23 protein-coding genes are annotated in these 25,575 nt (G+C 53.3%); 12 read left to right on the forward strand and 11 right to left on the reverse strand.

Translation table 11 applies throughout. From position 1 onward, the window contains the following. The 3 genes from ACO0LN_RS04290 (at position 1) to ACO0LN_RS04300 (ending at position 3,538) form a co-directional block, all read left to right on the forward strand. Positions 1-1,470: a carotenoid oxygenase family protein gene (locus ACO0LN_RS04290; RefSeq protein WP_422971303.1), complete on the forward strand. Its 1,470-nt coding sequence runs from the start codon at positions 1-3 to the stop codon at positions 1,468-1,470. Between the two features lie 63 nt (positions 1,471-1,533). Continuing rightward, entirely contained in the window at positions 1,534-2,727 is a 1,194-nt protein-coding gene (locus ACO0LN_RS04295; protein ID WP_422971305.1) for a sensor histidine kinase, read from the forward strand. 19 nt (positions 2,728-2,746) lie between these two features. Next, positions 2,747-3,538, forward strand: coding sequence for a LytR/AlgR family response regulator transcription factor (locus tag ACO0LN_RS04300; RefSeq protein WP_422971307.1), 792 nt, complete (start codon positions 2,747-2,749; stop codon positions 3,536-3,538). A gap of 102 nt (positions 3,539-3,640) precedes the next feature. Here the strand turns inward: ACO0LN_RS04300 and ACO0LN_RS04305 are convergent, their stop codons facing one another. Then, entirely contained in the window at positions 3,641-4,549 is a 909-nt protein-coding gene (locus ACO0LN_RS04305) for a GlxA family transcriptional regulator (protein WP_422971309.1), read from the reverse strand. An 82-nt stretch (positions 4,550-4,631) separates the two neighbouring features. Between ACO0LN_RS04305 and ACO0LN_RS04310 the strand changes: the two genes are divergently transcribed. From ACO0LN_RS04310 to ACO0LN_RS04330, 5 genes are all read left to right on the forward strand, one after another. Continuing rightward, the gene (locus tag ACO0LN_RS04310; protein ID WP_422971311.1) at positions 4,632-4,925 is read left to right on the forward strand and encodes a hypothetical protein; all 294 of its coding nucleotides are present in this window, start codon (positions 4,632-4,634) and stop codon (positions 4,923-4,925) included. Beyond that, the gene (locus tag ACO0LN_RS04315; RefSeq protein WP_422971873.1) at positions 4,849-5,715 is read left to right on the forward strand and encodes a DJ-1/PfpI family protein; all 867 of its coding nucleotides are present in this window, start codon (positions 4,849-4,851) and stop codon (positions 5,713-5,715) included. The genes ACO0LN_RS04310 and ACO0LN_RS04315 overlap by 77 nt, the downstream gene beginning before the upstream one ends. A 65-nt stretch (positions 5,716-5,780) precedes the next feature. Beyond that, the gene (locus tag ACO0LN_RS04320; RefSeq protein ID WP_422971313.1) at positions 5,781-6,842 is read left to right on the forward strand and encodes a serine hydrolase domain-containing protein; all 1,062 of its coding nucleotides are present in this window, start codon (positions 5,781-5,783) and stop codon (positions 6,840-6,842) included. Position 6,843: 1 nt separating this feature from the next. Continuing rightward, positions 6,844-7,302 carry a GNAT family N-acetyltransferase gene (locus ACO0LN_RS04325; RefSeq protein WP_422971315.1) on the forward strand — a complete coding sequence of 153 codons (459 nt, stop codon included), beginning with the start codon at positions 6,844-6,846 and terminating at the stop codon, positions 7,300-7,302. A gap of 116 nt (positions 7,303-7,418) precedes the next feature. Further along, positions 7,419-7,790: a hypothetical protein gene (locus tag ACO0LN_RS04330; protein ID WP_422971317.1), complete on the forward strand. Its 372-nt coding sequence runs from the start codon at positions 7,419-7,421 to the stop codon at positions 7,788-7,790. A 152-nt stretch (positions 7,791-7,942) separates the two neighbouring features. Here the strand turns inward: ACO0LN_RS04330 and ACO0LN_RS04335 are convergent, their stop codons facing one another. The 4 genes from ACO0LN_RS04335 to ACO0LN_RS04350 form a co-directional block, all read right to left on the reverse strand. Next, positions 7,943-8,620 carry a DUF2314 domain-containing protein gene (locus tag ACO0LN_RS04335; protein ID WP_422971319.1) on the reverse strand — a complete coding sequence of 226 codons (678 nt, stop codon included), beginning with the start codon at positions 8,618-8,620 and terminating at the stop codon, positions 7,943-7,945. A gap of 107 nt (positions 8,621-8,727) precedes the next feature. Further along, positions 8,728-9,054, reverse strand: a complete 327-nt coding sequence (locus tag ACO0LN_RS04340; protein WP_422971321.1) for a hypothetical protein — start codon at positions 9,052-9,054, stop codon at positions 8,728-8,730. A gap of 90 nt (positions 9,055-9,144) precedes the next feature. Next, entirely contained in the window at positions 9,145-11,505 is a 2,361-nt protein-coding gene (pbpC, locus tag ACO0LN_RS04345) for a penicillin-binding protein 1C (RefSeq protein WP_422971323.1), read from the reverse strand. A gap of 468 nt (positions 11,506-11,973) precedes the next feature. Next, positions 11,974-17,115, reverse strand: a complete 5,142-nt coding sequence (locus ACO0LN_RS04350; RefSeq protein ID WP_422971325.1) for an MG2 domain-containing protein — start codon at positions 17,113-17,115, stop codon at positions 11,974-11,976. Positions 17,116-17,369: 254 nt separating this feature from the next. On the opposite strand from ACO0LN_RS04350, the gene ACO0LN_RS04355 reads away from it, so the two are divergent. Together ACO0LN_RS04355 and ACO0LN_RS04360 are read left to right on the forward strand one after the other, a co-directional pair. Further along, positions 17,370-17,555 carry a hypothetical protein gene (locus tag ACO0LN_RS04355; protein WP_422971327.1) on the forward strand — a complete coding sequence of 62 codons (186 nt, stop codon included), beginning with the start codon at positions 17,370-17,372 and terminating at the stop codon, positions 17,553-17,555. Positions 17,556-17,823: 268 nt separating this feature from the next. Next, positions 17,824-18,600 carry a hypothetical protein gene (locus tag ACO0LN_RS04360; protein ID WP_422971329.1) on the forward strand — a complete coding sequence of 259 codons (777 nt, stop codon included), beginning with the start codon at positions 17,824-17,826 and terminating at the stop codon, positions 18,598-18,600. A 38-nt stretch (positions 18,601-18,638) separates the two neighbouring features. Here ACO0LN_RS04360 and ACO0LN_RS04365 read toward each other — a convergent pair whose 3' ends face one another. From ACO0LN_RS04365 to ACO0LN_RS04385, 5 genes are all read right to left on the reverse strand, one after another. Further along, positions 18,639-19,211, reverse strand: a complete 573-nt coding sequence (locus tag ACO0LN_RS04365; RefSeq protein WP_422971331.1) for a protein tyrosine phosphatase family protein — start codon at positions 19,209-19,211, stop codon at positions 18,639-18,641. 53 nt (positions 19,212-19,264) lie between these two features. Next, entirely contained in the window at positions 19,265-19,693 is a 429-nt protein-coding gene (locus tag ACO0LN_RS04370) for a YybH family protein (protein ID WP_422971333.1), read from the reverse strand. Between the two features lie 46 nt (positions 19,694-19,739). Further along, the gene (locus tag ACO0LN_RS04375; protein ID WP_422971335.1) at positions 19,740-20,447 is read right to left on the reverse strand and encodes a riboflavin synthase subunit alpha; all 708 of its coding nucleotides are present in this window, start codon (positions 20,445-20,447) and stop codon (positions 19,740-19,742) included. A gap of 64 nt (positions 20,448-20,511) precedes the next feature. Next, a complete protein-coding gene (locus tag ACO0LN_RS04380) occupies positions 20,512-22,521 on the reverse strand; it encodes a sensor histidine kinase (RefSeq protein WP_422971337.1) in 2,010 nt (669 codons plus the stop codon). Between the two features lie 198 nt (positions 22,522-22,719). Beyond that, entirely contained in the window at positions 22,720-23,694 is a 975-nt protein-coding gene (locus ACO0LN_RS04385; RefSeq protein WP_422951747.1) for a LysR family transcriptional regulator, read from the reverse strand. Between the two features lie 148 nt (positions 23,695-23,842). On the opposite strand from ACO0LN_RS04385, the gene ACO0LN_RS04390 reads away from it, so the two are divergent. Together ACO0LN_RS04390 and ACO0LN_RS04395 are read left to right on the forward strand one after the other, a co-directional pair. After that, positions 23,843-24,160 (forward strand): hypothetical protein, encoded by a 318-nt coding sequence (locus ACO0LN_RS04390; RefSeq protein WP_422971339.1) that lies wholly within the window; start codon positions 23,843-23,845, stop codon positions 24,158-24,160. A 45-nt stretch (positions 24,161-24,205) separates the two neighbouring features. Continuing rightward, positions 24,206-24,637 (forward strand): DUF2798 domain-containing protein, encoded by a 432-nt coding sequence (locus ACO0LN_RS04395; RefSeq protein ID WP_422971341.1) that lies wholly within the window; start codon positions 24,206-24,208, stop codon positions 24,635-24,637. A gap of 56 nt (positions 24,638-24,693) precedes the next feature. Here ACO0LN_RS04395 and ACO0LN_RS04400 read toward each other — a convergent pair whose 3' ends face one another. Continuing rightward, a complete protein-coding gene (locus ACO0LN_RS04400; RefSeq protein ID WP_422971343.1) occupies positions 24,694-25,545 on the reverse strand; it encodes a substrate-binding periplasmic protein in 852 nt (283 codons plus the stop codon). Positions 25,546-25,575: the final 30 nt, after the last annotated feature.

Genomic DNA, 25,575 nt, shown 5'->3' on the forward strand with positions numbered 1-25,575 from the left:
ATGGACAGACGTCATTTCTTGCGTGGTGCATTGGCGGCGCTGCCAGCCATCGCATTGCCAGCAGGAGCATATGCAGATGAAACCAGGGATGCCTTTCTGGCGAACCTGCCAGCCCACCAGCGCCTGGCCGCGCTCAAAAACCGGGAATCCGACCTGTCAGGCGGCGCGGCAGTCGTCGAAGGTCGCTGGCCTGCCGGGCTCAACGGCACTTTCTACCGCAATGGCCCGGCGCGCTTTGAGCTCGGTGATGAGCGCTATCGCCACTGGTTTGATGGCGACGGCATGGTACATGCGTGGCAAATGGAGAATGGCCGGGTGCGGCATCAGGCGCATTTCGTGCGTACCAAGAAATTTGTCGAAGAGTCGGCTGCCGGGCAGTTTCTGTATCCTGCCTTTGGTACCGGCTTCAGCCGCAGGCCAGTAGGTAATAATGATACGGTCAACACCGCCAATACCAATGCCGTGCCACATGCAGGCAAGCTGTATGCCTTGTGGGAAGGCGGCTCGGCCACAGAGCTCAATCCGGTCAGCCTGGCGACCGAGGGTATCAAGACCTGGCGCGATGATCTGGCTGCCATGCCATTTTCTGCCCATCCGAGGATTTCACCAGATGGTGTGCTGTGGAATTTTGGCGTCGCACCTGGTGCCAACAAACTGCTGTTATGGCGCATAGATGCCGATGGCAGCCTGGGCAAGTTCGGCATGGTCAATGTGCCGCAATTGCCCATGGTGCATGATTTCGTGTTAACGGCAAAATACATGGTCTTCCTGGTGCCACCGTTTGATTTGCGTAATTCACCGGACCAGAGCTACCTGGGCTCACATGTCTGGAATGGCCAGCGTCCCATGCGTGCGGTGGTCGTGGATCGTGCAGATTTCAGCCTGCGCCGCATTATAGAAATGCCAGCAGGCATGGTCTTTCACTCCGGTAATGGCTGGGACGAAGGTAATACCATACGCCTGGATGCCAGCATGGCAGCAGACGACAGCAGCCTCAGGGGTCTCGGTAGCATCATGCGTGGCGATGCCGGGAAGCTGCAAAATGCTGATACTGTGCTCATCACCCTCGAACTGAACATGGGCACGGCAAGCAGCGAAAAACTGATGAGCGTGACAGAATTTCCCCGTGTATCACCAGTCGATATGGGTTTGCGCAACCGCCAGCTCTTCGTGACCACCGGTGACAAATCGCCAGAATTTGGCATGACAGGCATCGCCAGCATAGATATGGAAACTGGCCGTCATGACAGATACAACTATGGCCAGGACTGGGTAGTTGAAGAACACATACCCGTACCCAAGCAGGGTGGCAAGGGTGTGTGGTTGCTCGGTGTGGCTTACGATGTGAAAAAGTCGCAGACGGCGCTGAGCGTGTTTGACGGTGCGCATTTATCGCAAGGCCCGGTGGCCAGGGCACGCCTGCCCTATGCGGCACCGCTGTGCTTTCATGGTAATTTTCTGGCGGCCTGAGTCTGCCCTTAAGCGGGGGAGGGCAGACTTGCCAGCCCCCGCCCACCTGTTTAGACTGTCATGATGAAACCTATGCCCGCCGACCCGGCCACCCCGGCCAAGCCAGTCAGCACTTCGCCTGGCAAGCAAGGTGCCGATGACCATCCCCTCGCCTTGATAGCCTTTTTCCGTCGCTGGCAGCCGGGTATTTTGCGCGACCTCGTCTATACCTTCATACTGGGTCTGGGTTTTGCCCTGTTCTTCTTTGCCCTGTATGCGTATAACCTGTCGCGTGAACGGTTTTTTGCGCAGCTATGGAATAATCTTGTCATCGCGATGTCGATTTCTTATTCCATCCATATCCTGTTTGCGCTCAGTTCTTTTTTGCTGCGGCCATGGATAGAGAATATACGTGGCTGGAAGTGGGCGGCCTATTACCTCATCGTGCCCAGCTGTGGTGTCTTTGTGGGCTATTTCCTGGCTGTGCTACTCATCAATCCGGCAGCATTGCGCCTGGATTACTTCAAGACCAGCGTTATCCTGAACTTTGGCATTGTGTCTGTGCTGGTTTCCTGCGTACTCGTGTTCGCCTATCTGGTCAGGGAGCGTGAGTTGCGGGACAAGGAAAAAATCGCGACAGAACAGCGTCGCGCGCTGGAGTCAGAGCGCCGTGCGCTCGAGGCGCAGTTACGCATGTTGCAGGCACAGATGGAGCCGCATTTTTTGTATAACACCCTGGCCAATGCGGTAGGCCTGATTCAACCTGATCCGGCGCGTGCCCGTCTCTTGCTGGAACGCCTCATCGATTACCTGCGCGCCACCTTGTCGGCCAGCCGTGACAGCGACACCCTGCTGCAAGGCGAGATTGATACGATCAGCGCTTATCTGGAATTGATGAAGTTGCGCATGGGTGAACGCTTGCGCTATCGCATAGAAATGTCAGACCAAGCTGCCAGCCTGTCCATCCCGCCCATGCTCTTGCAGCCTGTCGTCGAAAATGCCATCAGCCATGGCCTGGAACCCAAGATAGAAGGCGGCGAAATCCTGTTGAAAGCGTACGTAGAGAAAGATCATCTGCATGTCACGATCAGTGATACCGGCGTGGGTTTCCAGACAGTTGCCAGCAGCAAGCCAGGTGGCGGGGTAGGCTTGGCTAACTTGCGTGAACGCATAGCAGCACTGTATGGCAAGCAAGGCAGTCTGAGTATTACGGAAAATGCCGCAGGCGGCGTCAGTGTGAGCCTGCATCTGCCCTTGCCAGCCCCAACGCACACCTGAATTGACGCGAATACAAAACATGCCTACCGCACTCATAGCAGACGACGAAATCACCCTCGTCAATTTTTTGAAAGCAGAGCTGGCAGTGCTCTGGCCTGAGCTGAAGATTATCGCCGAGGCCTACAACGGTGCAGATGCCTTGCGCCTGATCAACGAACTCTCGCCTTCCATCGCCTTTCTGGATATCCGCATGCCAGGCATGAACGGGCTGGAACTGGCAAGCCAATTGCAAGCTGCAAAGGTGGCACCGCTGGTGGTTTTTGTGACCGCTTACCACCAGTATGCGGTAGATGCCTTCGAGCGCGAGGCTGTCGATTATCTGCTCAAGCCACCAACCAGGGAGAGGCTGGGCCGTTGTGTAGAAAAACTCAAGCGCCAGCTAGCTGCGGCAGACGCAGACGGTGCAGTACCTGCCGCAGATGTACTTGCCAGGCTGATGTCCGCCATGACATCCATGACAGTGACAAAACCGGCCGCCACACCGGGCCGCCTGGACTGGATACGCGCCGCACATGGCAATGACATCCGGTTGATTTCTATCGATGAAGTGATTTATATTGAGGCGAATGACAAATACGTATCGGTCTTCACCGCCACACATGAGTCACTGATACGCATGCCGCTCAGAGAATTGCTGGATGGCCTCGATGCCAGCCGCTTTTGGCAAATACATCGCGGCACGATAGTCGCAGTCAAACACATAGCAGGCACCACGCGTGACTTTCGAGGCCGCACCCTGCTCAAACTCAAAGAGCGGCCAGACGAACTATTGGTCAGCCGTGCTTATCTGCACTTGTTCAAGCAAATGTAGGCAGCTTCCTGATCTCAAACAGCGCTCCCAAACCTGTCCCTGAAAAACCCCGGTGTTGTCCCCAGATGCTTCATGAAACTGCGGTGCAGGGTATCCAGACTGTTATAACCTGAATGCTCGGCTACCGCTCGCCAGCGGCCAGCTGGTCGTGATGAGCAAATTCTTGGCAAACTCCAGCCGGGCAGCATCCACAAAACGGGCCGGCGTGCTGCCGGTTTCCTGCTGGAAGATACGCGAGAAATTGCGTTCACTCATGTGTACCCTGGCCGCCAGCGCCGGAGTTCGCAAGTCACCAGCAGGCTGGGCCATGATCTCATTGAGTAATTGCTGCAGGCGCGGGTTGCTCTGGCTTTGTGAGGAGACCTGGCTTTGCAGGGTATGGCTGTACTGCGATTGTCCACCGGCACGGCGCATGTACAGCACCAGCTCACGTGCGACTGCCAGGCTCAGTGCCGGGCCACCGTCAGCTTCCAGCAGCGACAGGCACAGGTCTATGCCAGCGGTGACACCTGCCGAGGTATAGATAGGGCCGTCGGCGGTGAAGATCGCATCTGCATCAAGCCTGACCTCAGGGAAAAGCTTTTGCAGCAGCGCGCAGCTATTCCAGTGGGTGGTGGCGCGGCGGCCATTCAGCAGACCGGCAGCAGCCAGCACCAGTGCACCTATGCAGACGCTCGCAATACGACGTGTATTTTTACTGCGCCCTTGCAGCCAGGGCAGCAGTATATTCTCCGCAGCAGCTTCGCGCATGGCGGCCTCACTACCACCGGTGATGATGATGGTATCTATCTCTGCTGGCAAATCCCTGAGTGCGCATACCCCATGTATTTCCAGCCCGGCATGGGTGGTGATGACACCACCATGCGGGCTGGCGACTATCAGGCGATAGGCTGGCAAGGCTGATGGTTTGTGCTGGTTGGCCACTGCAAACACTTCCATGGGGCCGGAGAGGTCCAGGCTTTGTACGCCATTCAGGGTAATGAAGACGATAGTGCGGGTAGTATTATTCATGGCAGAATTTGCGACAAGATTGGCACTGCGGCCAAGATATTGATGATTATAGTGTGCCTGTGGATAAATCCTCGGTGTACTGATGAAAACAAAAATCCTGCTCTTCCTGTTCCTGACCTTGAGCCTTGCCCTGGCCAGTGCTGATACCTTGCCCACGCCTTTACCTGACTATCAGCCACGTTTTGGCCGCACGCAGCCTGTCGTCGCCGTGGTCGCCGACAATGAAATGACCGAGCTCACCGATTTTGTCGTGCCCTACGGCCGTGCTCAAGGCCTCAGGTGCGGCGCAAGTCTTGTCCGTGGCAACCGGCAGCGGCGTGGTCAATCTCTACCCTGCACTCAAGATGCAGGCAGAAACGACGATGGCAGAATTTGACCAGACTTATCCACAAGGGGCGGACTATGTCATCGTACCGGCCCTGCACAATGTGCAGGCCGCAGTGTTGCAAAACTGGGTCAGGGCCCAGGCTGCCAAAGGTGCCACCATCGTCGGTATCTGTGATGGCGTCTGGGTTTTGGCGCATGCGGGTTTGCTGGAACAGCGCCGTGCAGTGGGTTTCTGGTATTCCATGGATAGTTTGCAAAAACAATTCCCAAATACGATCTGGGTGCGCAACCAGCGTTACCTCGCCGACGGCAAGATCATCACCACGACAGGAGTGACCGCATCCCTGCCTGCGTCACTGGCCCTGGTCGCTTCTATTGCAGGTCACGAGCGCGCCACTGCACTGGCCAATGAGCTGGGGATAAAAGATTACTTATCCACACATGACAGCCAGCAATTCAAAATGAGTCTCGCCCATGTCACGACGATTGCAGCCAACTGGCTGCGTTTCTGGTCGCATGAAGAAATCTCCCTGCCCCTGAGCGCCGGTATCAATGACATCGCCCTGGCCCTGTATGCCGATGCATGGTCGCGCACCTACCGCTCGCAAGTCAAAACCTATGCCAGCAGCATGCAGGTTGTGAAGTCGCGTTATGGTCTGCAACTGCTGCCGGATGCCGTGGCAGATGCAGCTGTTTTGGACAAGATGAAAACAGAGCAAAACTGGCTCACTGACATCGCCCCGGCACTGGCGATAGATAAAGCCTTGCAGGAAATAGGCAAGACTTATGGGCTCGCGACCAGGGCATTGGTCAGTACGTTTATGGAATATCCGCAATAGAAAAACCGGGGAACCAAGTCATTTTATTCAGGTCAGGTAGACTATGTTGATGCGAAAGGCTATCCATGGCTACTTACAAAATCAAATTACTTGCTACGATGCTGATGACGGTTGCGCTGACAGGCAATGCCGCCACAGTTTTTCCAGGAGCTGAATGGGACAGCGTAGCCGCGACAAGTGCGCAATGCAAACAGGGCCAGGCCGAGCTTGATGGCTATGTACAAAAACAGGCCACTACAGCCCTGTTCGCCATCAAGGATGGCCACATCCTGTACAGCCATGGCCCTGTGGAAGTACCGGGCATCATAGAGTCACAACGCAAAAGCATCCTGTCTATGCTGTATGGCAAATACGTCGCCAATGGCACTATCAATCTCGACCAGACCCTGGAGGCCGCAAATATCAATGATGTCGGTGGCCTCTTGCCCACAGAAAAACAAGCCAGGCTGCGCGACCTGCTGACGGCGCGCTCTGGCGTTTTCCATGTCGCAGCCAACAGCGGCGATGATCTCGCCAATGCACCCGTGCGTGGCACGCAAACACCCGGCAGCTATTTTCTGTACAACAACTGGGACTTCAATGCAGCCGGCACTGCACTGGAAAACGCCACCCACAAAAGTGTTTATCAACTGTTTGACGAAGACATCGCACAGACTTTGCAATTCCAGGACTTTAAGCTAAGCGCTCAAAAGAAGTGGGGCGACCGCAGCAAATCCATGCACCTGCCTTATCATTTCCTTTTATCCACCAGGGACATGGCCCGCATAGGCCTGCTCGCCCTGCATGAAGGTAACTGGAATGGCAAGCAGTTGATACCGGCAGACTGGATGCGACTGACCACCAGTGTTTATACACCTTCGTCCGACATGCACCCGGCCAGCACAGCAGCACGCCATGTCGCTTATGGCTATATGTGGTGGGTACTCGAAGAACCCTTAGATTCGCCACTGCAAGGCGCCTACATGGCCTGGGGTTTGCATGGGCAATACTTGCTGGTTATCCCCAGGCTAGATATGGTCATCGCCCACCAGCGTCGCGTACCTGTGGATGGCAAATGGGATGTACCTAAAGTGGGTAAGAATGCGTTTATCCACATGGCGAAATTGTTGACACAAAATTGTTCGTGATATGAATTTAAAACTTGAAGCTTGCACGCTGAATGATGCCGCACAGTTAGCTGAACTGCGCGTCCTCGCCATGCGCCCCAGTCTTGAACGCATAGGCCGTTTTGATGCAGAAAAAGCACGGCAGCGCCTGCTGCAAAATTTTTCAGCCGAATACACCAGGCTCATCAAATTGGATGGAATGCTGGCAGGCTTTTTAGTACTGCGTCCGCAGGACAATGATTTCTTGCTTGACCACCTTTACCTGCATCCGGATTTTCAGCAACGTAGCCTCGGCAGTGTAGTTATCAAACTGGTGCAGGCAGAAGCCGACGAACTCGGAAAGATCATCCATGTTGGTGCCTTGCGTGATAGTGATGCTAACCGCTTTTATCTTCAGCATGGATTTGTTTTACGTGAAGTTGCTGAGTTTGATAATTACTATCTGCGTTATCCACAGGCTGATACAAGCAGGTGCGAATAGCTAGCGTATTCGGACGAATGGTTTTCAAAGGATGAGTAATAATATTTTACAGCGTGACATACGTGCGATTACGTTGCACTAATTGCACCAACGCGGGATTCAACATCGGGGAAAATATGAATGACGTAATGCGCTCGGTCTGTAAGGCAAACATCTTTTATGCCCTGGACAGATTACAAAAACATTCAGACCAGTATGTAATCGATCAAGCGGAAATGATCAAGGCACTTCTCACTGATTTGGAGTTATCAACAGCCTCACCCAATGTGGAAGAAGAGGCTCCTTCTAGAAAAATCTGGGACATTGATCCAACAAATTACGACACATATAAACTGCTACACCAATTTGGATTATCTCCCACGCAATTGATTGATGTCACCAAGTGCGAAGGGCTTCATGAATTGCGTACAATTAGAATGCTTAGACTTACATTCGACTTGTCCTATATGGAAGCCAAGGCAATATTTGATGGTCATGTGGGTTCTTAAGATGAAATCGACGATCAGGGCCGCTTGGCACCATGCGTGCGATTACTTTGCTCTAATCGCACCTAAACGCTATAAGCATTCAAAAGGCCCGGTCTCATTAGAAGATGGTGGAACTGTTTGCCCAGCCTAGTTCGTTAAGTGAATTATGGCTTTCACAGGTAGCGACTAACTCCCAGATACCTGTCCAGTTTTTCCTGTTCCAAAGCATCGAGCGTTGCCCTGTGCGCGCGTATGGTGTAGCCGCCGTGTAGCTTGCCATCGTGGTTGATCATCCAGTCAACAACGGCGTCGTTGGTGATCTGGAAGCTGTCGCCTATTTCATAGTTAGCCAGGGCTGGTGGTAACTCAAATAATTCTGCCAGAAAGCCTTCTATATTACTTTCGACCACCAATAGCCATACAAAGATATTGCCATCGGCCAATGTAAATTTGGTCTTGACCAGGGGGTGATATTCTCTTGCAGTGTTGCTGTAGATCAGTTGACGGAATTGCGGCAAGGATAGTTGTGCCTGGGCAAAGGCTTGATGCATGTCTTCGTCATCGGTATTGCTCATGCTGATTCTGACACCGGGGTCAAGCTCAGGCTGGCGGTTCATTTTTCTTCTGCACATCTGCCAGTCATACCAGCAGTTTTCCGGATCTATGTCGTCGTAACCGCGAGATTCGTCGAGTGCATCTGCGTGGGGCTTTTCCATCATCATGACATTCGCGTAATCGCGTATGTTCAGCACTTCTGCATGCGTCAGGGGCTCACCTTTGCTATCTTCTGCATGCACCAGCAGGGCAATCAGGGCGGGAATAAAAACGGGAATTAATTGCTCTTCACTCATGGTTTTCTTTCAGCATGGCTGCAGATTTGCCAATGTAGAAATTCTACTCTGGCAAACCTGCACTGACGGGGTCAGACATGTAAAGAAAGAAGACTTGTTGTGACAAATTATTTCTTTGCTTGCGGATTATTTTCTTTGCCTTCTGGAGGACGTGGTGGCCTTTCTGGTTTGGCAAACAGGCCCTTGGGTGAATTGGTGCAAGTCGCAGAAATCTTGCCTTCGCGTGGTGTGGTGATTTGTACTACCGCACCTTCTTTCTTGCCTTTGCAATCTTCATAGGCTTGCGGTGGTGGTTCGTGCCTGGGCCTGTCATCCTTGCCTGCTTCAGGCGGCTTCTTCTGGTCACCGCCAGGTGGCTGAGCATGTGTGAACAGGCTGGCACCTAATGCCGCCATAAAGATACTGGCACGGGCCAGGTTTAATAAGTTTTTCATCCTGTTTCCTTTCAAGGGTGTTGGTGACAGGATAGATCTTAAGCAAAAACTATGAAGGAAAAGTGAAGATAGCCGCTTCTTTACATAGCTTTACTTTGTTACGCTCACGCTTATTCTGTCATAGCGCCCATACGCATCAAAGGCAGTAATATCGTAGCGCCCCGCTTCAGGAAATTCTATGATCTGCGACTGGTTCGCCAGCTTGCTCGAGACGAGATGGCCATTCACCATCCAGCTGACTTCTGCTTGTGAGCCACGGATTTCCAGCCTGGCTTTGGGTACTTCCTTACCACTGGCCCTGTGCAGGATTTCGCCATCGCTGAGGCCGACTATCTTGATGCTTTCATCGGCATTGTAGATAGTTGCACATTCTGCCGCCCAGGCTGGTGGCAGGGCGGCCTTGCGCAGGCCTGCATCGAGCCAGGGTTCTAGGGCGGAGGGCCAGCGTGCAGCCTGCAATTTATCCATGGGGCGCTTGCTGCATTCAGGGGCTACCCGCAAGCCGCTCTGGCTATCGACAAAGTAAGTGAATATAGGCGAGGCGGTTTTCAACCGGTCGGCAAAACTTGGTGGCGCTGCGCCGTTCAAGACCCAGGCAGTGCGTTGTAGCGGGCAGAGTTTTTCTGGTTGTTCGCTGGCGCGTGTGCCGAGCGGCCAGCAGATTTTTTCCTGGCTTACCGTGGCTGGTGGCACATCCGGGCTGGTGTTGCGGCCATCGGGTATGGCGGTGAAAATATCCACCAGCAGGGGCGCTGCCACGTTCGCGCCAAAGAAGCCGGGATTGGGTGTGCCATCTGGCCGCCCTACCCAGACGCCTATGGTGTAGCGCTTGCTGACGCCGACTGCCCAGGCATCGCGGAAACCGAAGCTGGTGCCGGTCTTCCAGGCGATGCCACGGTAGCTGCCGTTGCCTTCGACGGCACGCGCCACGGGCCCGCCGGTTTCCAGTATGTCGCGCACGATGAAGGCGGCACCTTCACTCATCATCCTTTGTTCCTTACGCGGCGCTGTTGGCGTCATACGCGGTACGGCGGCCATGCCCTTGCGGGCGAGGGAAGAATAGGCACCGACCATGTCCTCGAGTTTGGCCCCTGCACCACCCAGAATGACGCTGAGGTTGGGGGTGGCACCGCGTGGGAATTCCAGCTTCAAACCACCGCGCCTGAGCATGGATACAAAATTCGATGAGCCCAGTTGTTCCAGCACTTCGACAGCGGGTACATTCAGGGATTTCACCAGTGCTTCAGACACACTCACCGGGCCACTGAAATTTTGCTGGAAATTGCCAGGCTGGTAGCCAGAAAAAGATTGCGGTGTATCGGACAATAAAGATTCTGAATGGATCAAACCTTCATCAAGCGCAAATGCATACAGGAAGGGTTTCAGGGCAGAACCCGGCGAGCGTGCAGCCCTTACCATATCAACATCGCTGAAACGCTCACGGTCACTGAAGTCTGCCGAACCGGCATAACCGAGCACTTCAAAGCTGGCATTGTCCATCACCATCGCGGCCATCGATACATGTGGTGGCAGTTGCCGTATGCGGTCGGCCAGCAGGGTTTCCACGGTTTGCTGGATTGCCGTATCCACTGTGGTCTGGATCACGGTTTGCTGACTCTTGGTGCGCTTTGCTTGCTGCTTCATGCGCAGCGCCAGCAAGGGCGCGAGTAAAGGTTCACGCACGACCTGCGCGGTCACGGGCTCGGTCAGGGCATCGGCAATGATGTCCTTGCTCCAGTTGCCATCCATGCGGCGTATGACCTTGTCACGCGCTACTTGCGCACGCTGTGGATAACGGTCTGGCCGCAAGACCGAGGGCAATTGCGGTAGCACCGTCAGCAGTGCTGCCTCGGCATGTGTCAAACGGCTGGCAGGTTTGCCGAGATAGGCGCGACTGGCGGCTTCCACACCTTCAAGCACACCACCCATGGGGGCATAGTTGAGGTACAGGGTTAGTATTTCTTTCTTTGAATAATGCGCTTCGAGTTGCAGCGCTCGGGCAATCTGTTTGAGCTTGCCACGCACGGTATGCGGTGTGGGGTCAATGATGCGGGCCACCTGCATGGTGATGGTGGAACCGCCAGAGACGATCTTGCCATTGTGCAGCCACTGCCATGCTGCCCGCGTCAATGCCAGCGGGTTGACCCCAGGATGCCACCAGAATGCGCGGTCTTCATACTGCGTCAATGCGTCGACATAATAAGGTGAGACTTCTTGCAGGCTGATGGCGTGACGCCAGATGTGGTCTTTGTCAGGAAAGGCGCGTAAAGGCGTGCTGTCGCGGGCCAGGACTACCATGGCGTAGGGGGAATCGCGGCCTGGTTTGGGCAGGGGGAAACAGAGGTCGGCGATGATGAAAGTCACGGCGATGGTGATGATTGCTGCCCAGGTTTTTTTGTGGGTGAGCAAGTCTTGTATACGTCGTTTAAAAATTTGCAGGTATTTGTTCATGCACTTACTTTTTCAACGCTTAAATTCCCTCCCTTTCAAGGGGAGGGTTAGGGTGGGGATGGGGTGCGGTTGATCGGTCAAATGTTTCAATTGCGGCGGTAGTGCATCGTCTATTCAAGTTAATCTACTGCACGACTTGCGACGAACGCCGCTGGGCTCCTGCCTTCGCAGGAGCGACGTTTTTTTTATTGCCGTTGTTTTACTGAAACCCATCCCCATCCCAACCTTCCCCTTGAAGGGGAAGGAGTCAAAACAATCTCTGTTTTTCCTCTGTGACTCTGTGGTGTAGCAGGGAATTCGTGTGGCATGCCACACGCCTGCGTAACGAAGACTTCTTGCAAGAAGTCTTTCCTTCCTCTGTGGTGAGAGGTCTTGAATCGGACATTGATTAACGAACACCTTATCCAGAGGCCCAGTGTTGGGCTGATGAAACGTAGCCCAACCTACACCCCCCGACCAGCACCATAACTACTTCCCACTCTCCACCACAGTCAACACATCCGTCCCACCGGTTTGCCCATACAAATCCGGCCTGTACATATCTTCCGCATACAGCGGCGGTATGACGAATTTACCTGGTGTCACTACCCGCACGCGATAGAACAGGTTCAGTACATTCCAGTCCATGCGCACAGCTGCTACAAACCTGTCATCGCGGAACTCGACATGCTTGATATGCGGGTCTTGCATGGCTTCGGCAGGGTTGAGTTTATCTATCGTGACCACACCCATCTGTTCACCCTGGACGATATTGGTGTTTTCGATTTCCAGGCCAGCCGGGATGCGATCAACGATCATGCCTGTGCCCATGGCGTTGCGGCTGCGGGCAGTGATGCGCATGATGATGGTTTCACCTACTTTCAAAGGACGGTTACCGATTTCGGAACCATCTGGTGCATACATCTTGCGGCTCAGTTCTATGACGTCGCTTTTCGCTGGTGGCAGTTTGATCGGGTTGCCGTTCATGGACAATTCCACATACAGATTGTCTTTGCTGTTATTGCTCAATTTGACACCGGATGACAATTCACTGGCCTGTAATTCACGGAACAGCGTGGCCTTGGCTGACAATTCATCGGTCTTGCCAGCAATCGCCAAAGTGCCTGTCCATGGTGTTGTTTCACCCGTGCTGTAAGTACGGCCTACCAGGAACAGGGCGAGTTTTTCCTGTGTGCTGTAGTAGCGATGTTTTTCCATTTCATTGGCGATGACACCGATCAGGTTATCGCGACCATCGAGCTTGATCTGATGGCGATCCAGCAAGGCATAGGACAGCGCAGCATCGCGCAGGTTGCTGCCGTAGTCATACCACCAGTAACCATTGTCGCGGCCTTTCTTGACACCCTCGGCCAGAGCGACATCGCTGCGTGCCTTGTCACCCATTTGCTTCAAGGCGATGCCCAGTTGTATCAGGGCCAGGCCAGACTGTGCATTACCACGCGCATCATGCATCTGGCGCAAGGTCGCCAGCGGCGCCTTGTTCTGGCGTGACAGCACGTATGCACCTGCTGCCAGTACACCGAAGTGGCTATTGTCACGCACACGGTTTTCTTCCCACAGGTTACTTGTGCCAGTCGTGGAGGCTGCTACCGGTTTGGGGCTCGCTGGCATACGTGCTACCCCGTCCTGCAAACCGCGCAGGAGGAAATCCAGTGCCTTGTTATACATCGCATCCGGCACACCAAAGCCCTGCTCACGTGCATCCACCAAAAAGCCGGTGACATAGGCAGACAACCAGTACTCATACTCAGACACATTACCCCACAGGCTGAAGCCACCATTCGGTGCCTGCATGGTTGCCAGGCGGGCGATGGCCTTGTCCAGCATTTCGACTCTTTGCTCACGTGTATAAGGCTTGAGCCCAAAGCGTTTGGCGGCTTCTTCATCAATGAATACATGCGGGTAAGCAGTACTGGTGGTTTGCTCGGCACAGCCGTAGGGGTAAGTCAGCAAACCCTGGATGGCAGCGCGGATATCGATCGGTGCCTTGTTCGATACCACCATGTGCGCCAGCAGCGATGCCTTGTGTAAGCCTGCCAGATCAGCTTCCTTGATATCCAGCGATTCACCGGCTTTTACGGTAAAGCGTTTGGTGATCTGGGTCTGTGGCGTTGGTGCCTGCACGGTCAGGGCAAAGCTGCGCTCCATCTTGATACCAGAGCCGCTGATGTTGACGGTGATGGTATGCAAACCCGGCACCGGTTTGGCTTCTATAGGGAAGCGCAGGGTTTGTTTTTGCTGGTCTTTCAGGCTCAGGCTGCGTTCTGCTTCAGTCAGTTTCAGGGCCTCGCCGCCATTGATACTGACTTTCAGGTTTTGTCCTGCACCCGAGAGATTATGCAAATCCAGCGCGACGATGGCGGTGTCACCAAAAGACAGGAAGCGTGGCGTTGCCAACTCCGCTATCAGCGGCGCTGCAACAGTCATCTCGGCATCCTTGGCACCAAATCGCTCACTACCAGCCACCACAGCCATCAGTCGTAAAGTGCCGTTAAAGTCGGGGATGGCCAATGGTATCTCGGCCTCACCCTGCTCATTGAGTTGCACAGGGCCGCTGAAGATGTCGATGAGTTTGACCTTCTTCGGCAAGCTCTTTGTGGCTTTGGGTGTGTTATCACCACCAAATTTCAGCTTGCCTTTCTGACCCTGCATTTTTTCTATGAGACGGCCATAGATATCATGCTGGTCCGGGCCATAACGCAATTTGGCAAAGAAGAATGCATGTGGATCAGGAGAGACAAACTTGGTGATATTCAAAATGCCCACATCTACTGCTGACAAGGTCACCATGGTTTTTTGGCCCTTGGCTTCTGGCACCTTGATTTTTACCTTGACGGTGCTGTCAGGCAGCACTTTGACTGGTGCTTCCATGGTCACGGCAAATTTGCGGTCTGCCCTGTCCAGCGGGATATGCGCGACACCCAGTGCTCGCGCCGGTGTCACCTTGTCACCTTCATTGCCAGGGCGCAGAACCACGGCAGAGACATACAGGTCGTGGCGTTTCCAGTCCTTGTTGAGCGGGATATCGATAGTCGTAGCATCGGCACCTACAGCCATGCGTTTTATCCACAGGGTCTTGTCGCCTTCTACCGTGATCAGGGCTTCGCCTTTGTGTGGCGGGGTGAACGTCAGACGGGCGGTGTCACCATCTTTATAGACAGGCTTATCCAGCTTCATGGCGACCTTGTCAGGACGCACGCCCTGGCTTTCATCACTGCGGGCACTCCAGCCCACATAGAAGCGGTACACGGCCTGCATCTTGGTATCCGGGTCCAGCACTTCGAGGCGATAACGTCCATAGCGCACCGGCAGGCGCAATTTGCCACGACCATTGGCGGGCACGGCAACAGCACTGGTTTCTACCAGTTCATCGGTTTCAGTAAAGCCAGACTGCCAGCCGCGCTGGTCTTCAAAGCGCCAGTAGTAATTGCGGTCTTCACGGAACAGACGTACTGGCAAAGTCGGTGATGCCTGCAATTTGCCATCCCTGTCCGAGCGTATAACTTCAAACTCTACTGGGCTGCCTTCAGGCGCATATTCACCTGTGAACATCGGGCGCAGGCCTACCAATACGGGTGCAGGCCAGACTACGCGTTCCATACTGCGCACGACTGGGCGGCCACCACTTTCCAGCAGGCTCAGGGTAGTGCGTACTGTGAAGGGGGAGCGACGTTTGGCGATGGGTGAGAGATCAACATCAACGGATGCCTTGCCTTCATCATCAAGCTTGCTTTCTTCGAGCTCAGTGCGGGTCTTGGCTTCGTTTTCAGTGACATCGCCAAATTCAAAACCGGGGTATTGCTTGGCCAGCGGATTCTTATTGCGTTCAAACTGGGCCACGCCCAGCAGGCGGTTACCGGCTGCCGGTGCACCGTACAGGTAGCTACCGACTACATCGACGCTATAGTCACTGTCAGCCGCCAAATTCGCCAGTTTGCTGGACAGATCGAGCTTCATGCGTTCTGGCAGGAATTCTTCTACGCCGAAGCGGAATACCGTGCCCGGCACCTTGTCAGCCGGGTCGGCACGCAATTCCAGTGTCCAGAAACCGGTAGGTGCATCGGCTGGTAATTCCAGGCGCTTGACGAGGTAACCGCCAAAGCGCTGGTCTGGCCGCCAGGTCGCGGTGAACTGGTCTTTGCCATCCGGGCGTTTCAGTCTGGCCTGTATGGCCTTGGCAGGCACGGCGCGGCCATCGGCATCACGTGCCAGCACAGACACATCGAATTGCTCGCCGGGGCGGTACAGATTGCGGCCGGAATAGGCAAACAGGCGCGTTGCCTTGTAAGGCGAGCCAGTGATATCGTACTCTGACAAATCGAGCGCAGGTTCCTTCAGTGCCAGCACAGAAATCTGCTCACCCTTGCGTGCCATTAAGACCTTGGCAGTTTTTGGTTGTTCGGCAAAAACCACATGACCATCACCATCGGTATCTGCCTTGGCCAGCACTTTGCCTGCTTCATCCATCCAGGATACTTCAACACCGGCAACGGCTTTGCCATCAGTCAGAGAACTGACAAAGGCATCAGCTGACTTGTCATACAAACGTGTATGCAGGCCCAGGTCGGACACATAGAAATACGTGGTCTGGTATTCATAGCGGAAGCGGCCAGGCTGGCTCATGACGGCGACATACACGCCTGGCTCCTTGAGTTCTTTGATATCTTCTACCGAGATATAAGTGACACTGCGCTTGTTGGCTTTTTGCTCGGTCATGAAGCGGCCCAAATACACGCTTTCAGACATATTGCGCAAATCATCGAGCTGGTAAACCTGGACCGCACCTTTCAGGCTGCTGCGCTTCCAGTCATAGTTGTAGTCCTCGCCAGCTTCGCCTTCCTCACTATCGGTTTTTGCGGCATCGGCTTTTTTCGGTTTGCCATTGATGACGCGGTCCAGGAAGCGCGGTAATTGGTCATTTTTGACACGCAGGAATTGCACATCCACTTCCGGCACGTTCACAGTAACAACAGGCAAGCCGCCATTCTGTTTGGCAGGCAAGACCATGCCATTGCTGGCGAAGTAATACGAAGGGGAAACCGGTGCAGAGACGATCGAATAGCGTGCTTCACTGCCCAGGGTCTTGCCATTGCGAGCAGGCAGGCCGGTCTGCACCTGGACGACATAGCGGGTCTGTGGCTTGATATGCGGGAAGTACAAAAGGCGCGGGTTTTCACCAACCACCCAGGCACCGGTTACCGGCTTGCCGCCCTTGCTATCAGTGTCTTCTGCTTTGGTACTGACTGTGCTGACCTTGCCTTTTTTGGGCTGGCCATCATCGTAATAGCCATTATCTTCATCGTTGTTATTGGTTTCGGCTTTTTTCAGATCAGCAGCCGAGGGCGGCATCTCGAATACCTGCAAATACTTTTCATAAGTCTTGCTGCTGTCGAGAGGAATACTGAAGGTCAGCGCCAGTGCTGGCGCACCATCAAGACCACGGTCTGCCGCATCGACCAGGGTCAGCGGCGCATTCGGATCATCCTTGATTTCCAGTGCACCAACAGCATCAGGTGAGCTCGTGCTTTTGTTCTTGTACCAGTATGCGCCGCCTATGATGGCAATGAATAAGGCGAACAACATCGCCATTTTGAACGATTTGCTTTGCATGGTGCTTCCCTGATTATCTGGATGGATTGCTTAAATTTTGCCCAATGATTATGACATGGGCATTGTCAATAATTTCACTTGTTACGATATCTTCCGGTGTTACGATTTCTTCCGTGGGGGTAAATGCAACAAAGTTTCTTAGGGGCGTTAAGTAAGAATTGCTAGGAAGGATGATAATAAGAGGCTGTTGCAAAATTAACCTGGCGTTGTTGCGCCTAGCCATCTTAATTTTGCAACAGCCTCTAAGAAAAGCAATGAGACCGAACACTTTGGCATATACAAATGCAGAGTTAGAGAATGCTGTATTGCCGGTATTGCTGTCATATCTACCCTGTCCGGCAAAACCAGCGAGTACGACGATACCGACCATGACAACGGTCAAGACGATCAGCAAGAGCATGAAAACCGATATGGAAATAAGCAAGGCGCGTGCAGGCTGACTCCAACTGACCACACGATCTCTTTTTTGCTATATTGCTGTTGTCCATGTCTACAATGCTGTACCTGTATAAGAAAAGAGCCCTGCGCCTGAAGCACAAACTATGCGCAAACTACGCAGCAAAACGCATACTACTGTCTTGACGTATGAGAACATAGCCAACTAAAGTATGTGGCTGGCAAACACATTCTTGATTTACCGATTGTTTGAGCTCACCGGTCCATATAAAAACCTGCACGAAGAAATTAAAATCCAATAAAGCGATACTAATGAACAAGATATGCAAACTTGTCGTGACCAGTCTGTTTCTGTTGAATACCTCCGCATACGCAGAACAAGCCGCCGTAAGTGTCAAACAAATAGGTGCCAGTTTTCTTGAGGCACCACCGGGACGTGAAAAAAACCTGGTTCCTATGGGGAGCATGAATGCACAGGAAAAGGTGGAGACCCATCTCATTGCAACGTTCAAGAACCGGCTGATTACAGACATGCCTTTTTTTAGCAATGATTCAAAAGTCAGTGCTATAGCTATCTTGTCAGATAAATCTACCGTTGAACTTGGACCTGCCGAGGTGTCCAGCTTTCGCAAAGTGAGTGAAGATAGGAAGAGAACCCTGATCTCCGTCAGTGTTTCCCGTTTGCCTGATAAACCTGTCGCTGGTATCCGCTTCAGTGGCAGTGTCAAGGTTCAGGTCGCGATTTCAGAAGTCCGAAAAACCGCGAAATTTGAAGCGAAAGTGGGCAGCAGACCTGAATTGGGCATAGGTCAGATCAGCGTTGCCGTACTTGATGCCAATTCTTTCACGTTGAGCGGCGGCGAGGCTTTAGAGCGTATTTCGGCAATCAAGATCACCAAGGCTGATGGCAGCACACTCACCGGACAGCGTGGCGCACTCTCAAGACAAGGAGAAACCGGTGGCGTGCGGGTGCAGACCCAATGGACCTTCCCAGGCCCTGTCAGCTCTGGCAAGTTGGACATCACGATGTATGACGCACTGGAAACTGTCGATGTACCAGTCAGCGTGGTCGTGGCAAAGCCTTATTAACCAGTGTTTAATGTGTGAAAGCAGGGTATGCCCTGCTTTCAATACGGCTCAAAACTGATCTTGTGCTTTTGCAGAACATCAAGCATCAGTTGCTTCCATGGCCCGCTCGGTGTCCAGACCTTGCTGACTGATTCATAGGCAATGGACGGGTCTTCCTTGCCGACCACTACTCGGTACAGAAAGACCATGGTGGATGCACGCATGTTCACCTGGCAGTGCACCAGCACCTTTTTATTTCCCAGGCCCTGCAGTATGGCGGCAAAGGTTTCGTAGTCGCTGACGGCTGGCTTGTTGAAAACTATCGGGATATTCACAAACAACATGTTCTGGCGACCGACGATGATGTTCTCTTCACGCACGGCATCAGAGACATGCGGCGGGGCCAGGTAGATGACGGCTTCATAGCCCTGCGCAGACAAGCTTTCCAGCGCTTTGGCAGTGGGCTGGCCTGAGCTGGTCAGTTGTGCGCTGATGGGGACAACATTCGGGGCATCTATGTTTTGAGCGTTTTGTGTGTTTTGTGCATGGGCACCTGTGGATAAGCCTGTACATAAGACTGTGGACAAGCCCAGAAAAGCGGTGCATAAGTATGTAGATAAGCTTGTGGACATGCCTGTGAATATCCTGTGGAGCAATGAGTTAAAAGGCTTGCTCATACTCACGCTTAAGACTCATTCCGGGTTTCCAGCGTCAGCAAATTCGCATCACGGCTGATCCGCCACTTGCCATCTGTCTGCAAGCGCCAGATACTCAGCACGTTTCCGGCACGCTTCATGTGCTGGCCCGCCTGCTTGGGAATGATTTCGACTTGCAGGTAAGACCAGGTATAGGCAAGATCAGCCTGCACGACAATTTCCTGTATCTGGGAGCTGGAAGCGATGTGATGTGTCTGCAAGATATTGCGCAGGTTCTGGGCAAATTGCTCGCGGCCCTTCATCGGCGGATGGCCTGCCACCAGGAAGACCACTTCTTCATCCATCAAATCGAGCAATTTATCCACATCCCCGGCAGCGGTGGCATCCTGCCATAGCCGGATATTGTTCAGTATGCTCGTGGCTGCTGCGCTGGCTTGCTCGGTTCCTTCGTCGTGCATGGCTGTCCTTTTTGATGTTTGGGGCTGAAGCAAGCGCAGATCAGGCTTATTTGGGTTGTGGCACCTGGCTTTGCAGGATTTGTCCCAGGTCCTTGCCTTGTTGCGCCAGCAGGCTTTCCAGCGCTGGCATCAGTGGCCCCAGGGTTTCTGCCAGCATATTGCGTACTGTATCGACCACGACTTGGGTGGTTCGTTCAATTTCTATGTTCAGGCTGGCACCGGTCTTTTTCTCGGCAAAGACGGTCATGCGCAGGGTTTCCGGGATCAGCCATACTTCGAACCAGCCTTCCTGGCGGTTGACTTCGGCTATCGTCAGGCTGGCACCATTGATGGCGATATAGCCTTTGGCGAAGATATAGCGCAGCCATTCTGGTGGCACGGCGATGCGTATCACGTAATTGTTTTCCAGCTCGCGTATCTGTGCGATATGGGCCTTGAAGTCGATATGACCAGACAAGGGGTGACCACCGATCTCGGCGCCATCTTTGGCGGCGCGCTCTACATTGACGCGGCCATCCAGGGCATATTCACCCAGCGTGGTAATCGCCAGGCTTTGCTGCATGACATCAAATTCTGCGGCATTGTCGCCATGCAGGGCGGTCACGGTCAGGCAAACGCCATCGACGGCGACGCTGGCACCGATTTCCAGGTCTTTGCAAAAACCGCCAGGGAATTCCAGCTGATAAGTGCGCAAACCGGTCTTGTCATTGAGTGCTGCGATGCGGGCTATGCCCTGTACTATGCCTGTGAACATGTTTTATCTTGTTGGGTACTTGGAATGTCTGTGATTGTAAGCCATTCATGCGCTGGCGATATGTTTATGCCGCCAGCGGCAATTCCACCAGGAAGTTGCAACCCTGCCCAGCCACGCTTTCGCAATCGACCTTACCGCCGCAGGCTTCACTAAGCTTTTTGACGATGGACAAGCCCAGGCCGCTGGAATGTTCTCCTGCCGTTGGCAGGCTCGACAATTTGGTGAATTTTTCAAACAGGTGTTGCTGGTCTGCTGCAGACAGGCCCGGCCCTTCATCCCTGACCTGGAACACACCAAATTCTGCTGTACTGCTGACATTGAGCCAGATACGCTTGCCCAGCGGTGAATATTTGACTGCATTTGACAACAGGTTATCAATGATTTGTACACAGGCATCAAAGTCTGCCTTGACCATGACGCCTTCCTGTATATCCAGTATGACCTGCAAGTCCTTGGCCTTGAGCATCTCGGTATATTGCTGAGCCACGTCCTGCAATATCCTCGACAAGTCCAGGCTTTGCAGCTTCAGATGCAGGTGGCCAGAATCAAGGGCATTCACATCCAGCAAATTGCTGATGATGCGCATCATGCGCTGGCCGCTGTTGCTGATGCGCTCCAGATAATGCTGGCGCTGCTCTTCTGGCATGTTTTGCTGCAGTTTGCGCAGCAAGTCGCTCATGCCTATGATGCTGGTCAGGGGGTTTTTTAAATCATGGGCGGCAATGCCCAGGAAATCATTCTTGTCCTTGTCGAGTTTTTGCAGGCTGGCAACCGCCTCGTCGAGTTCGGCAGTGCGCTGCCTGACCATGGCATCAAGCTCTTGTTCAGTACGTTGAGATATCTCCAGCAGCTTTGCCTGGGTCTGGGCGTGTTCTTTCTTCATCAGGCTGATGTGATATGCCTGGGCCAGGGCCAGCAAAATGGCTTCTATGGCTGAACCTAGCTGGAAACCATATTCGGTCGCCCAGTTAGGCTCCAGCAAGCCCATATTGCGCAAGGCCACCAGCGACAGGCCGGTGATCCAGGTGGCAGATGCCAGCAGAACGATGTAACCAGGGCGATAACCACGCAAACCCACCAGCAGACACACAGGCAGGATCACCATCATCAGGGCAAAGCCGGTTATCTGCATCAAGGGTGCAACCAGCTGGTAATAACCTGCCAGCACCGCCAGCGAGACAAATATGCAGACAACCTGGGCGAAGATGAACAGGCTATTAATGCGCGGCATTTTTTCATGCAGGCGCAAAAAGCTGGCGATGAACATGGTAGAGCTCATGACCACCAGTGGCGACAGGAAGCTGGGTAATATATCCGCCAGTTCTGGCCAGTCAGGCAGGATATACATGGCAACATGGCCGTTCAGGCTCATCCCTGCCAGCAAGGACATGCAAGATAAAAACAGGTAATAGCGCAGCGCTACATCACGGTAAGAAATGGCCAGCAGCAGGTTATATACGATCATGGCCAGCAGCACCCCATAATAAATGCCCATGAACATAGCAACCTGGCTGGAGTGCTCAACAAAGGCATGTGATTCCCACAGGCTGGCGCGCAGGAACACTGCGCTGCTGCTTTGCAGGCGCAGATACAGATGTTGTATTCGGGTATCCGGCAATTGCAGCTGGAACAGCGGGTAATGGTGTTTGAGTTCAAGGCTGGAAAAAGGCAGGCGATCACCGGCACGGTGCACCGTTGTGCTGCCATCCGGGTGGACCTGGTAGAGACGGATATCATCAAGGATGACTGGTGACAATTCCATCAGCCATTGCCGCGCCAAAGCGGCCTGGCTGCCTTGCACATCCAGCTTCAGCCAGAATGCGGATTTGGAAAACGATACATTCAAATTGCCGCGCAGTGGCCGGAACTCTGCATTACTGGATGGTTTGAGCAGGTCGGCAATTTCCATCCTGGCACTTTTATCTTCAAATACCTGGAAGTCAGAGCGCAAGGGAATTTCATTTTTACCATCATCAAGCCTGAGAACTGCTGCATGTGCAAACGTCGCGCAACAGCCCAGGCAAACTGCGAGCAGTAACAGGAAGCGTAAGCAAGTGTTGCGGACGGTGCTCATATCGATAGCTTAAATCTCATGCATGTCATATTGCACTGTACCGTAACAGCCGGTTTCAGGCATAGAATTGGTCGCCAGTTAAGCTCACTGCCACGCTGGCTGCCACAATAGTAAGCAAATTCCCGCTGTTCTTCCATCCTTGCTTGTTGATAATACTGTTTTGCCTGAATTATCTTGATCTGATTTTGCTTCCCGTTTTCAGGTATCGAGTGTTATTTCATGTTCGAGTTCGGTAATCAGGTTCGAGTGCGTCATATCAACCAGATTGCCACGTATCCACTGGTGGGCCGGGTTACGGCTGTCACGTTCATGCCACAGCATATCGACGTGCACGTCCGGCATGGCGAAAGGCAGTTCTTTCCAGACCAAGCCACCTGTCATGCCGGTTGCGGCAACCAGATGGCGTGGTAATACCGTCAGGAGATCCGAGTTGGACACCACGCGGCCACTGGTAAAAAATTGATTAACTGTTAATACGATGCGTCTTTCCCGCCCCATCTGGGCCAGGGCTTCATCGACCAGACCATGGGCGCGGCCAGAAAAACTCACCAGCAAATGCCTGGCATTGCAATAATCATCGAGCGTCAGTTTTTTATTCGCCAGTGGATGACCACGCCGCATGACCACTACATAATGGCCGGAATACAGCCTCTCATGCCGTATCGCGCTATTCGCCGCCCCCTGCCCGCCTGTGAGCTGGGCCACGACGCCAGGGAAGAAGCCGATGGCGATATCAATATCACCGCGCATCAGCATGGGGCGCGGCTCCCGCGTGGTCAGCGGCACCATGCGCACATTGACGCGCGGTGCTTCTTTTTCCAGCACATTGACGAGGGTAGGCATCCACAGCGCGGCAGTCGCATCTGACATCGCCATCCTGAAGGTGGTTTGTGCCTGTGATACATCAAAGCTGGTCGGGGCAATTGCACTTTCGAGCGCGGACAGGGCCTGGCGTATCGCTGGCCACAATATCTCTGCACGCGGGGTAGGCTTGACGCCATAGGCGGTACGTATCAATAACTCATCACCGAGCGAATGACGCAGGCGTTTCAGTGCATTGGAGACGGCGGGCTGGGTCATGGCCAGCTTGTCTGCTGCACGGGTCAGGTTCTGCTCGATCATGACTGCATCAAACACACGCAGGAGATTCAAATCCAATGTCAGAAAATTCACGTTATTTGCTCCAATTGGTAAATTGCCAATGAGTTACCGACAATTATTCATAAACAGCATAATTGATATGGTAAATCAAAATTAGAATTATATGATGCACTGCAATATTATGTCGTCATTACAAAGAGTTTAAAGAGTGGAGTAAATCATGACTTTCCTGAATATCGCCTTCCCAGTTGCCAGCGCACTGCCAGTTTCCCAAATCGCTATCAGCGCCGTTGTTGCTTCCGCCCGTCCATTGCTGGGCCTGGGCATCCTCGCCACCATGCTGATCGTGTTCAAACCTATGCTGATGGGCATGTTGCGCGCAGCCTTGCTGGTGGTCAGCCCAAAACAGTCCCGTGAAGAAAAAACAGCTTCACGTAACTTGCGCAATATGCTGACTATCCGCCGTATCGCCAATGACCTGGACCGCAGCTCGCCTAACATGGCTGCTGAATTGCGTGCCCTGGCAGCACGTGGCTGAGCGCCCCTGGCTAAACATAGCACGATTAAATAAGTAATTGGTATTATGCAACATTCATCTGCTTATTCTTTAGCTGGCGCATCAGCCCAGAGCACTGTAGTGGCACAAGGTCAGGTGCGCCAGACGCGCCAGCCACGTGCGGTGGCTGGTTCCCGCAGTCTGGCTTCGATGTTGCCGACCATACTAACAACAGGTCTGGTGAGTCTGGTAGCAACCGCAGTCTTGCGCCTGATGTGGATGGGTTACGGACATGATTTCATGGCTGCCTGGATGGAAGCCTGGCTGACAGTATGGCCTATCGCTTTTCCGGCGGCTTATATCAGCAAGCCCCTGGTCAACAAGCTGGCGCGCATGTTGAGCAAACCAGTCAGCAGCGAAGCTGCACTGAGTGCCAGAGGCATCATGCAGGCTTCTGAAGAAGCCACGGCAAAAAGTGGCTTGAAACGTAAGCCTGCATTATTGCCGGTGCATCGTTGATAGTACTGCTTACCCTTAAGTAAGGCCTTGCACGAGATTGAAGAGCCGCAGATTAATCAACCTGCGGCTTTTTTGCTTCTGGCATCAGTAAGGCCGGTGCATTGCTCCATATACTCTTGCATGACTTCTTCCTGTATCTTCCTGATGCTGCCGTCTTTTTCCATATTGCGTAAAACAGCTTCTACCGCAGGAACCAGTGGCTGGTGCCTGACATGCAGGAAATGGTAGCCCAGGCGTTTTTCCAGCGATGGCTCTAGTATGCGTATCTCATGCAAACCCAGTTTGCGCACCAGACAAAAGCTGAAACGGGAATCAACAGCGACATCGGTGCGGCCGGCTTCAAGTTTCCTGAACAGGGATTCCAGACCCGGAGCAGTTTCTCTCTGCGGTATATTCTTTAGCCTGTCATCCAGATAGGTAATGCCGCTGACATAGCCCACGACATAGGGTTTCAAGCTGTCGAAACCGTCCACAGTAAAGTTTTTTTTAGTGGCAAATACGACGACTTCTTCAAAAGCAATTGGTACATTGATTTTGATGGAATCTGGCAAACCGCTGTCTATGATCTTGGCTGCAATAGCATCAAGTTTTCCTGCGTTCCACATGTTCAGGGCCCGCGCACCCGGTACTGCAACAAAATTGACCTTGATCCCCAATTGTCCATAAGCCTTTTCCAGGACTCTCTGGGCGGTGGAGGTACTGGGGCGATTGGTATCTGGCAAGGAAATATCCAGGCTGCGCTCAGCGCGACTTTGTGCCTGACCGGGCAAAACCAGCATGCAGCCTGTGAACACTAACAGCATCAGGCGTGGATTGAATGGGCCCATGAGATATCCGAGATGTTGGCTGCCATGGCGTGGCAGGCTCAGTTGGTATTTATACACCTGTTCATCACGTATTTCCAGCATGTGCAAGAAAACAAAAAACGCGACCTTGGT

Origin of the sequence: Undibacterium sp. TC9W (assembly GCF_049339865.1) — a bacterium.
Lineage (GTDB): Bacteria > Pseudomonadota > Gammaproteobacteria > Burkholderiales > Burkholderiaceae_D > Undibacterium.

What these genes read in the sequence shown, in the direction of transcription:
- ACO0LN_RS04290 (WP_422971303.1), top strand. Translation starts at nt 1, where the DNA reads ATGGACAGACGTCATTTCTTGCGTGGTGCATTGGCGGCGCTGCCAGCC.
- ACO0LN_RS04295 (WP_422971305.1), top strand. Translation starts at nt 1,534, where the DNA reads ATGAAACCTATGCCCGCCGACCCGGCCACCCCGGCCAAGCCAGTCAGC.
- ACO0LN_RS04300 (WP_422971307.1), top strand. Translation starts at nt 2,747, where the DNA reads ATGCCTACCGCACTCATAGCAGACGACGAAATCACCCTCGTCAATTTT.
- ACO0LN_RS04305 (WP_422971309.1), bottom strand. Translation starts at nt 4,549, where the DNA reads ATGAATAATACTACCCGCACTATCGTCTTCATTACCCTGAATGGCGTA.
- ACO0LN_RS04310 (WP_422971311.1), top strand. Translation starts at nt 4,632, where the DNA reads ATGAAAACAAAAATCCTGCTCTTCCTGTTCCTGACCTTGAGCCTTGCC.
- ACO0LN_RS04320 (WP_422971313.1), top strand. Translation starts at nt 5,781, where the DNA reads ATGGCTACTTACAAAATCAAATTACTTGCTACGATGCTGATGACGGTT.
- ACO0LN_RS04325 (WP_422971315.1), top strand. Translation starts at nt 6,844, where the DNA reads ATGAATTTAAAACTTGAAGCTTGCACGCTGAATGATGCCGCACAGTTA.
- ACO0LN_RS04330 (WP_422971317.1), top strand. Translation starts at nt 7,419, where the DNA reads ATGAATGACGTAATGCGCTCGGTCTGTAAGGCAAACATCTTTTATGCC.
- ACO0LN_RS04335 (WP_422971319.1), bottom strand. Translation starts at nt 8,620, where the DNA reads ATGAGTGAAGAGCAATTAATTCCCGTTTTTATTCCCGCCCTGATTGCC.
- ACO0LN_RS04340 (WP_422971321.1), bottom strand. Translation starts at nt 9,054, where the DNA reads ATGAAAAACTTATTAAACCTGGCCCGTGCCAGTATCTTTATGGCGGCA.
- pbpC (WP_422971323.1), bottom strand. Translation starts at nt 11,505, where the DNA reads ATGAACAAATACCTGCAAATTTTTAAACGACGTATACAAGACTTGCTC.
- ACO0LN_RS04350 (WP_422971325.1), bottom strand. Translation starts at nt 17,115, where the DNA reads ATGCAAAGCAAATCGTTCAAAATGGCGATGTTGTTCGCCTTATTCATT.
- ACO0LN_RS04355 (WP_422971327.1), top strand. Translation starts at nt 17,370, where the DNA reads ATGAGACCGAACACTTTGGCATATACAAATGCAGAGTTAGAGAATGCT.
- ACO0LN_RS04360 (WP_422971329.1), top strand. Translation starts at nt 17,824, where the DNA reads ATGAACAAGATATGCAAACTTGTCGTGACCAGTCTGTTTCTGTTGAAT.
- ACO0LN_RS04365 (WP_422971331.1), bottom strand. Translation starts at nt 19,211, where the DNA reads ATGTCCACAAGCTTATCTACATACTTATGCACCGCTTTTCTGGGCTTG.
- ACO0LN_RS04370 (WP_422971333.1), bottom strand. Translation starts at nt 19,693, where the DNA reads ATGCACGACGAAGGAACCGAGCAAGCCAGCGCAGCAGCCACGAGCATA.
- ACO0LN_RS04375 (WP_422971335.1), bottom strand. Translation starts at nt 20,447, where the DNA reads ATGTTCACAGGCATAGTACAGGGCATAGCCCGCATCGCAGCACTCAAT.
- ACO0LN_RS04380 (WP_422971337.1), bottom strand. Translation starts at nt 22,521, where the DNA reads ATGAGCACCGTCCGCAACACTTGCTTACGCTTCCTGTTACTGCTCGCA.
- ACO0LN_RS04390 (WP_422971339.1), top strand. Translation starts at nt 23,843, where the DNA reads ATGACTTTCCTGAATATCGCCTTCCCAGTTGCCAGCGCACTGCCAGTT.
- ACO0LN_RS04395 (WP_422971341.1), top strand. Translation starts at nt 24,206, where the DNA reads ATGCAACATTCATCTGCTTATTCTTTAGCTGGCGCATCAGCCCAGAGC.
- ACO0LN_RS04400 (WP_422971343.1), bottom strand. Translation starts at nt 25,545, where the DNA reads ATGCTGGAAATACGTGATGAACAGGTGTATAAATACCAACTGAGCCTG.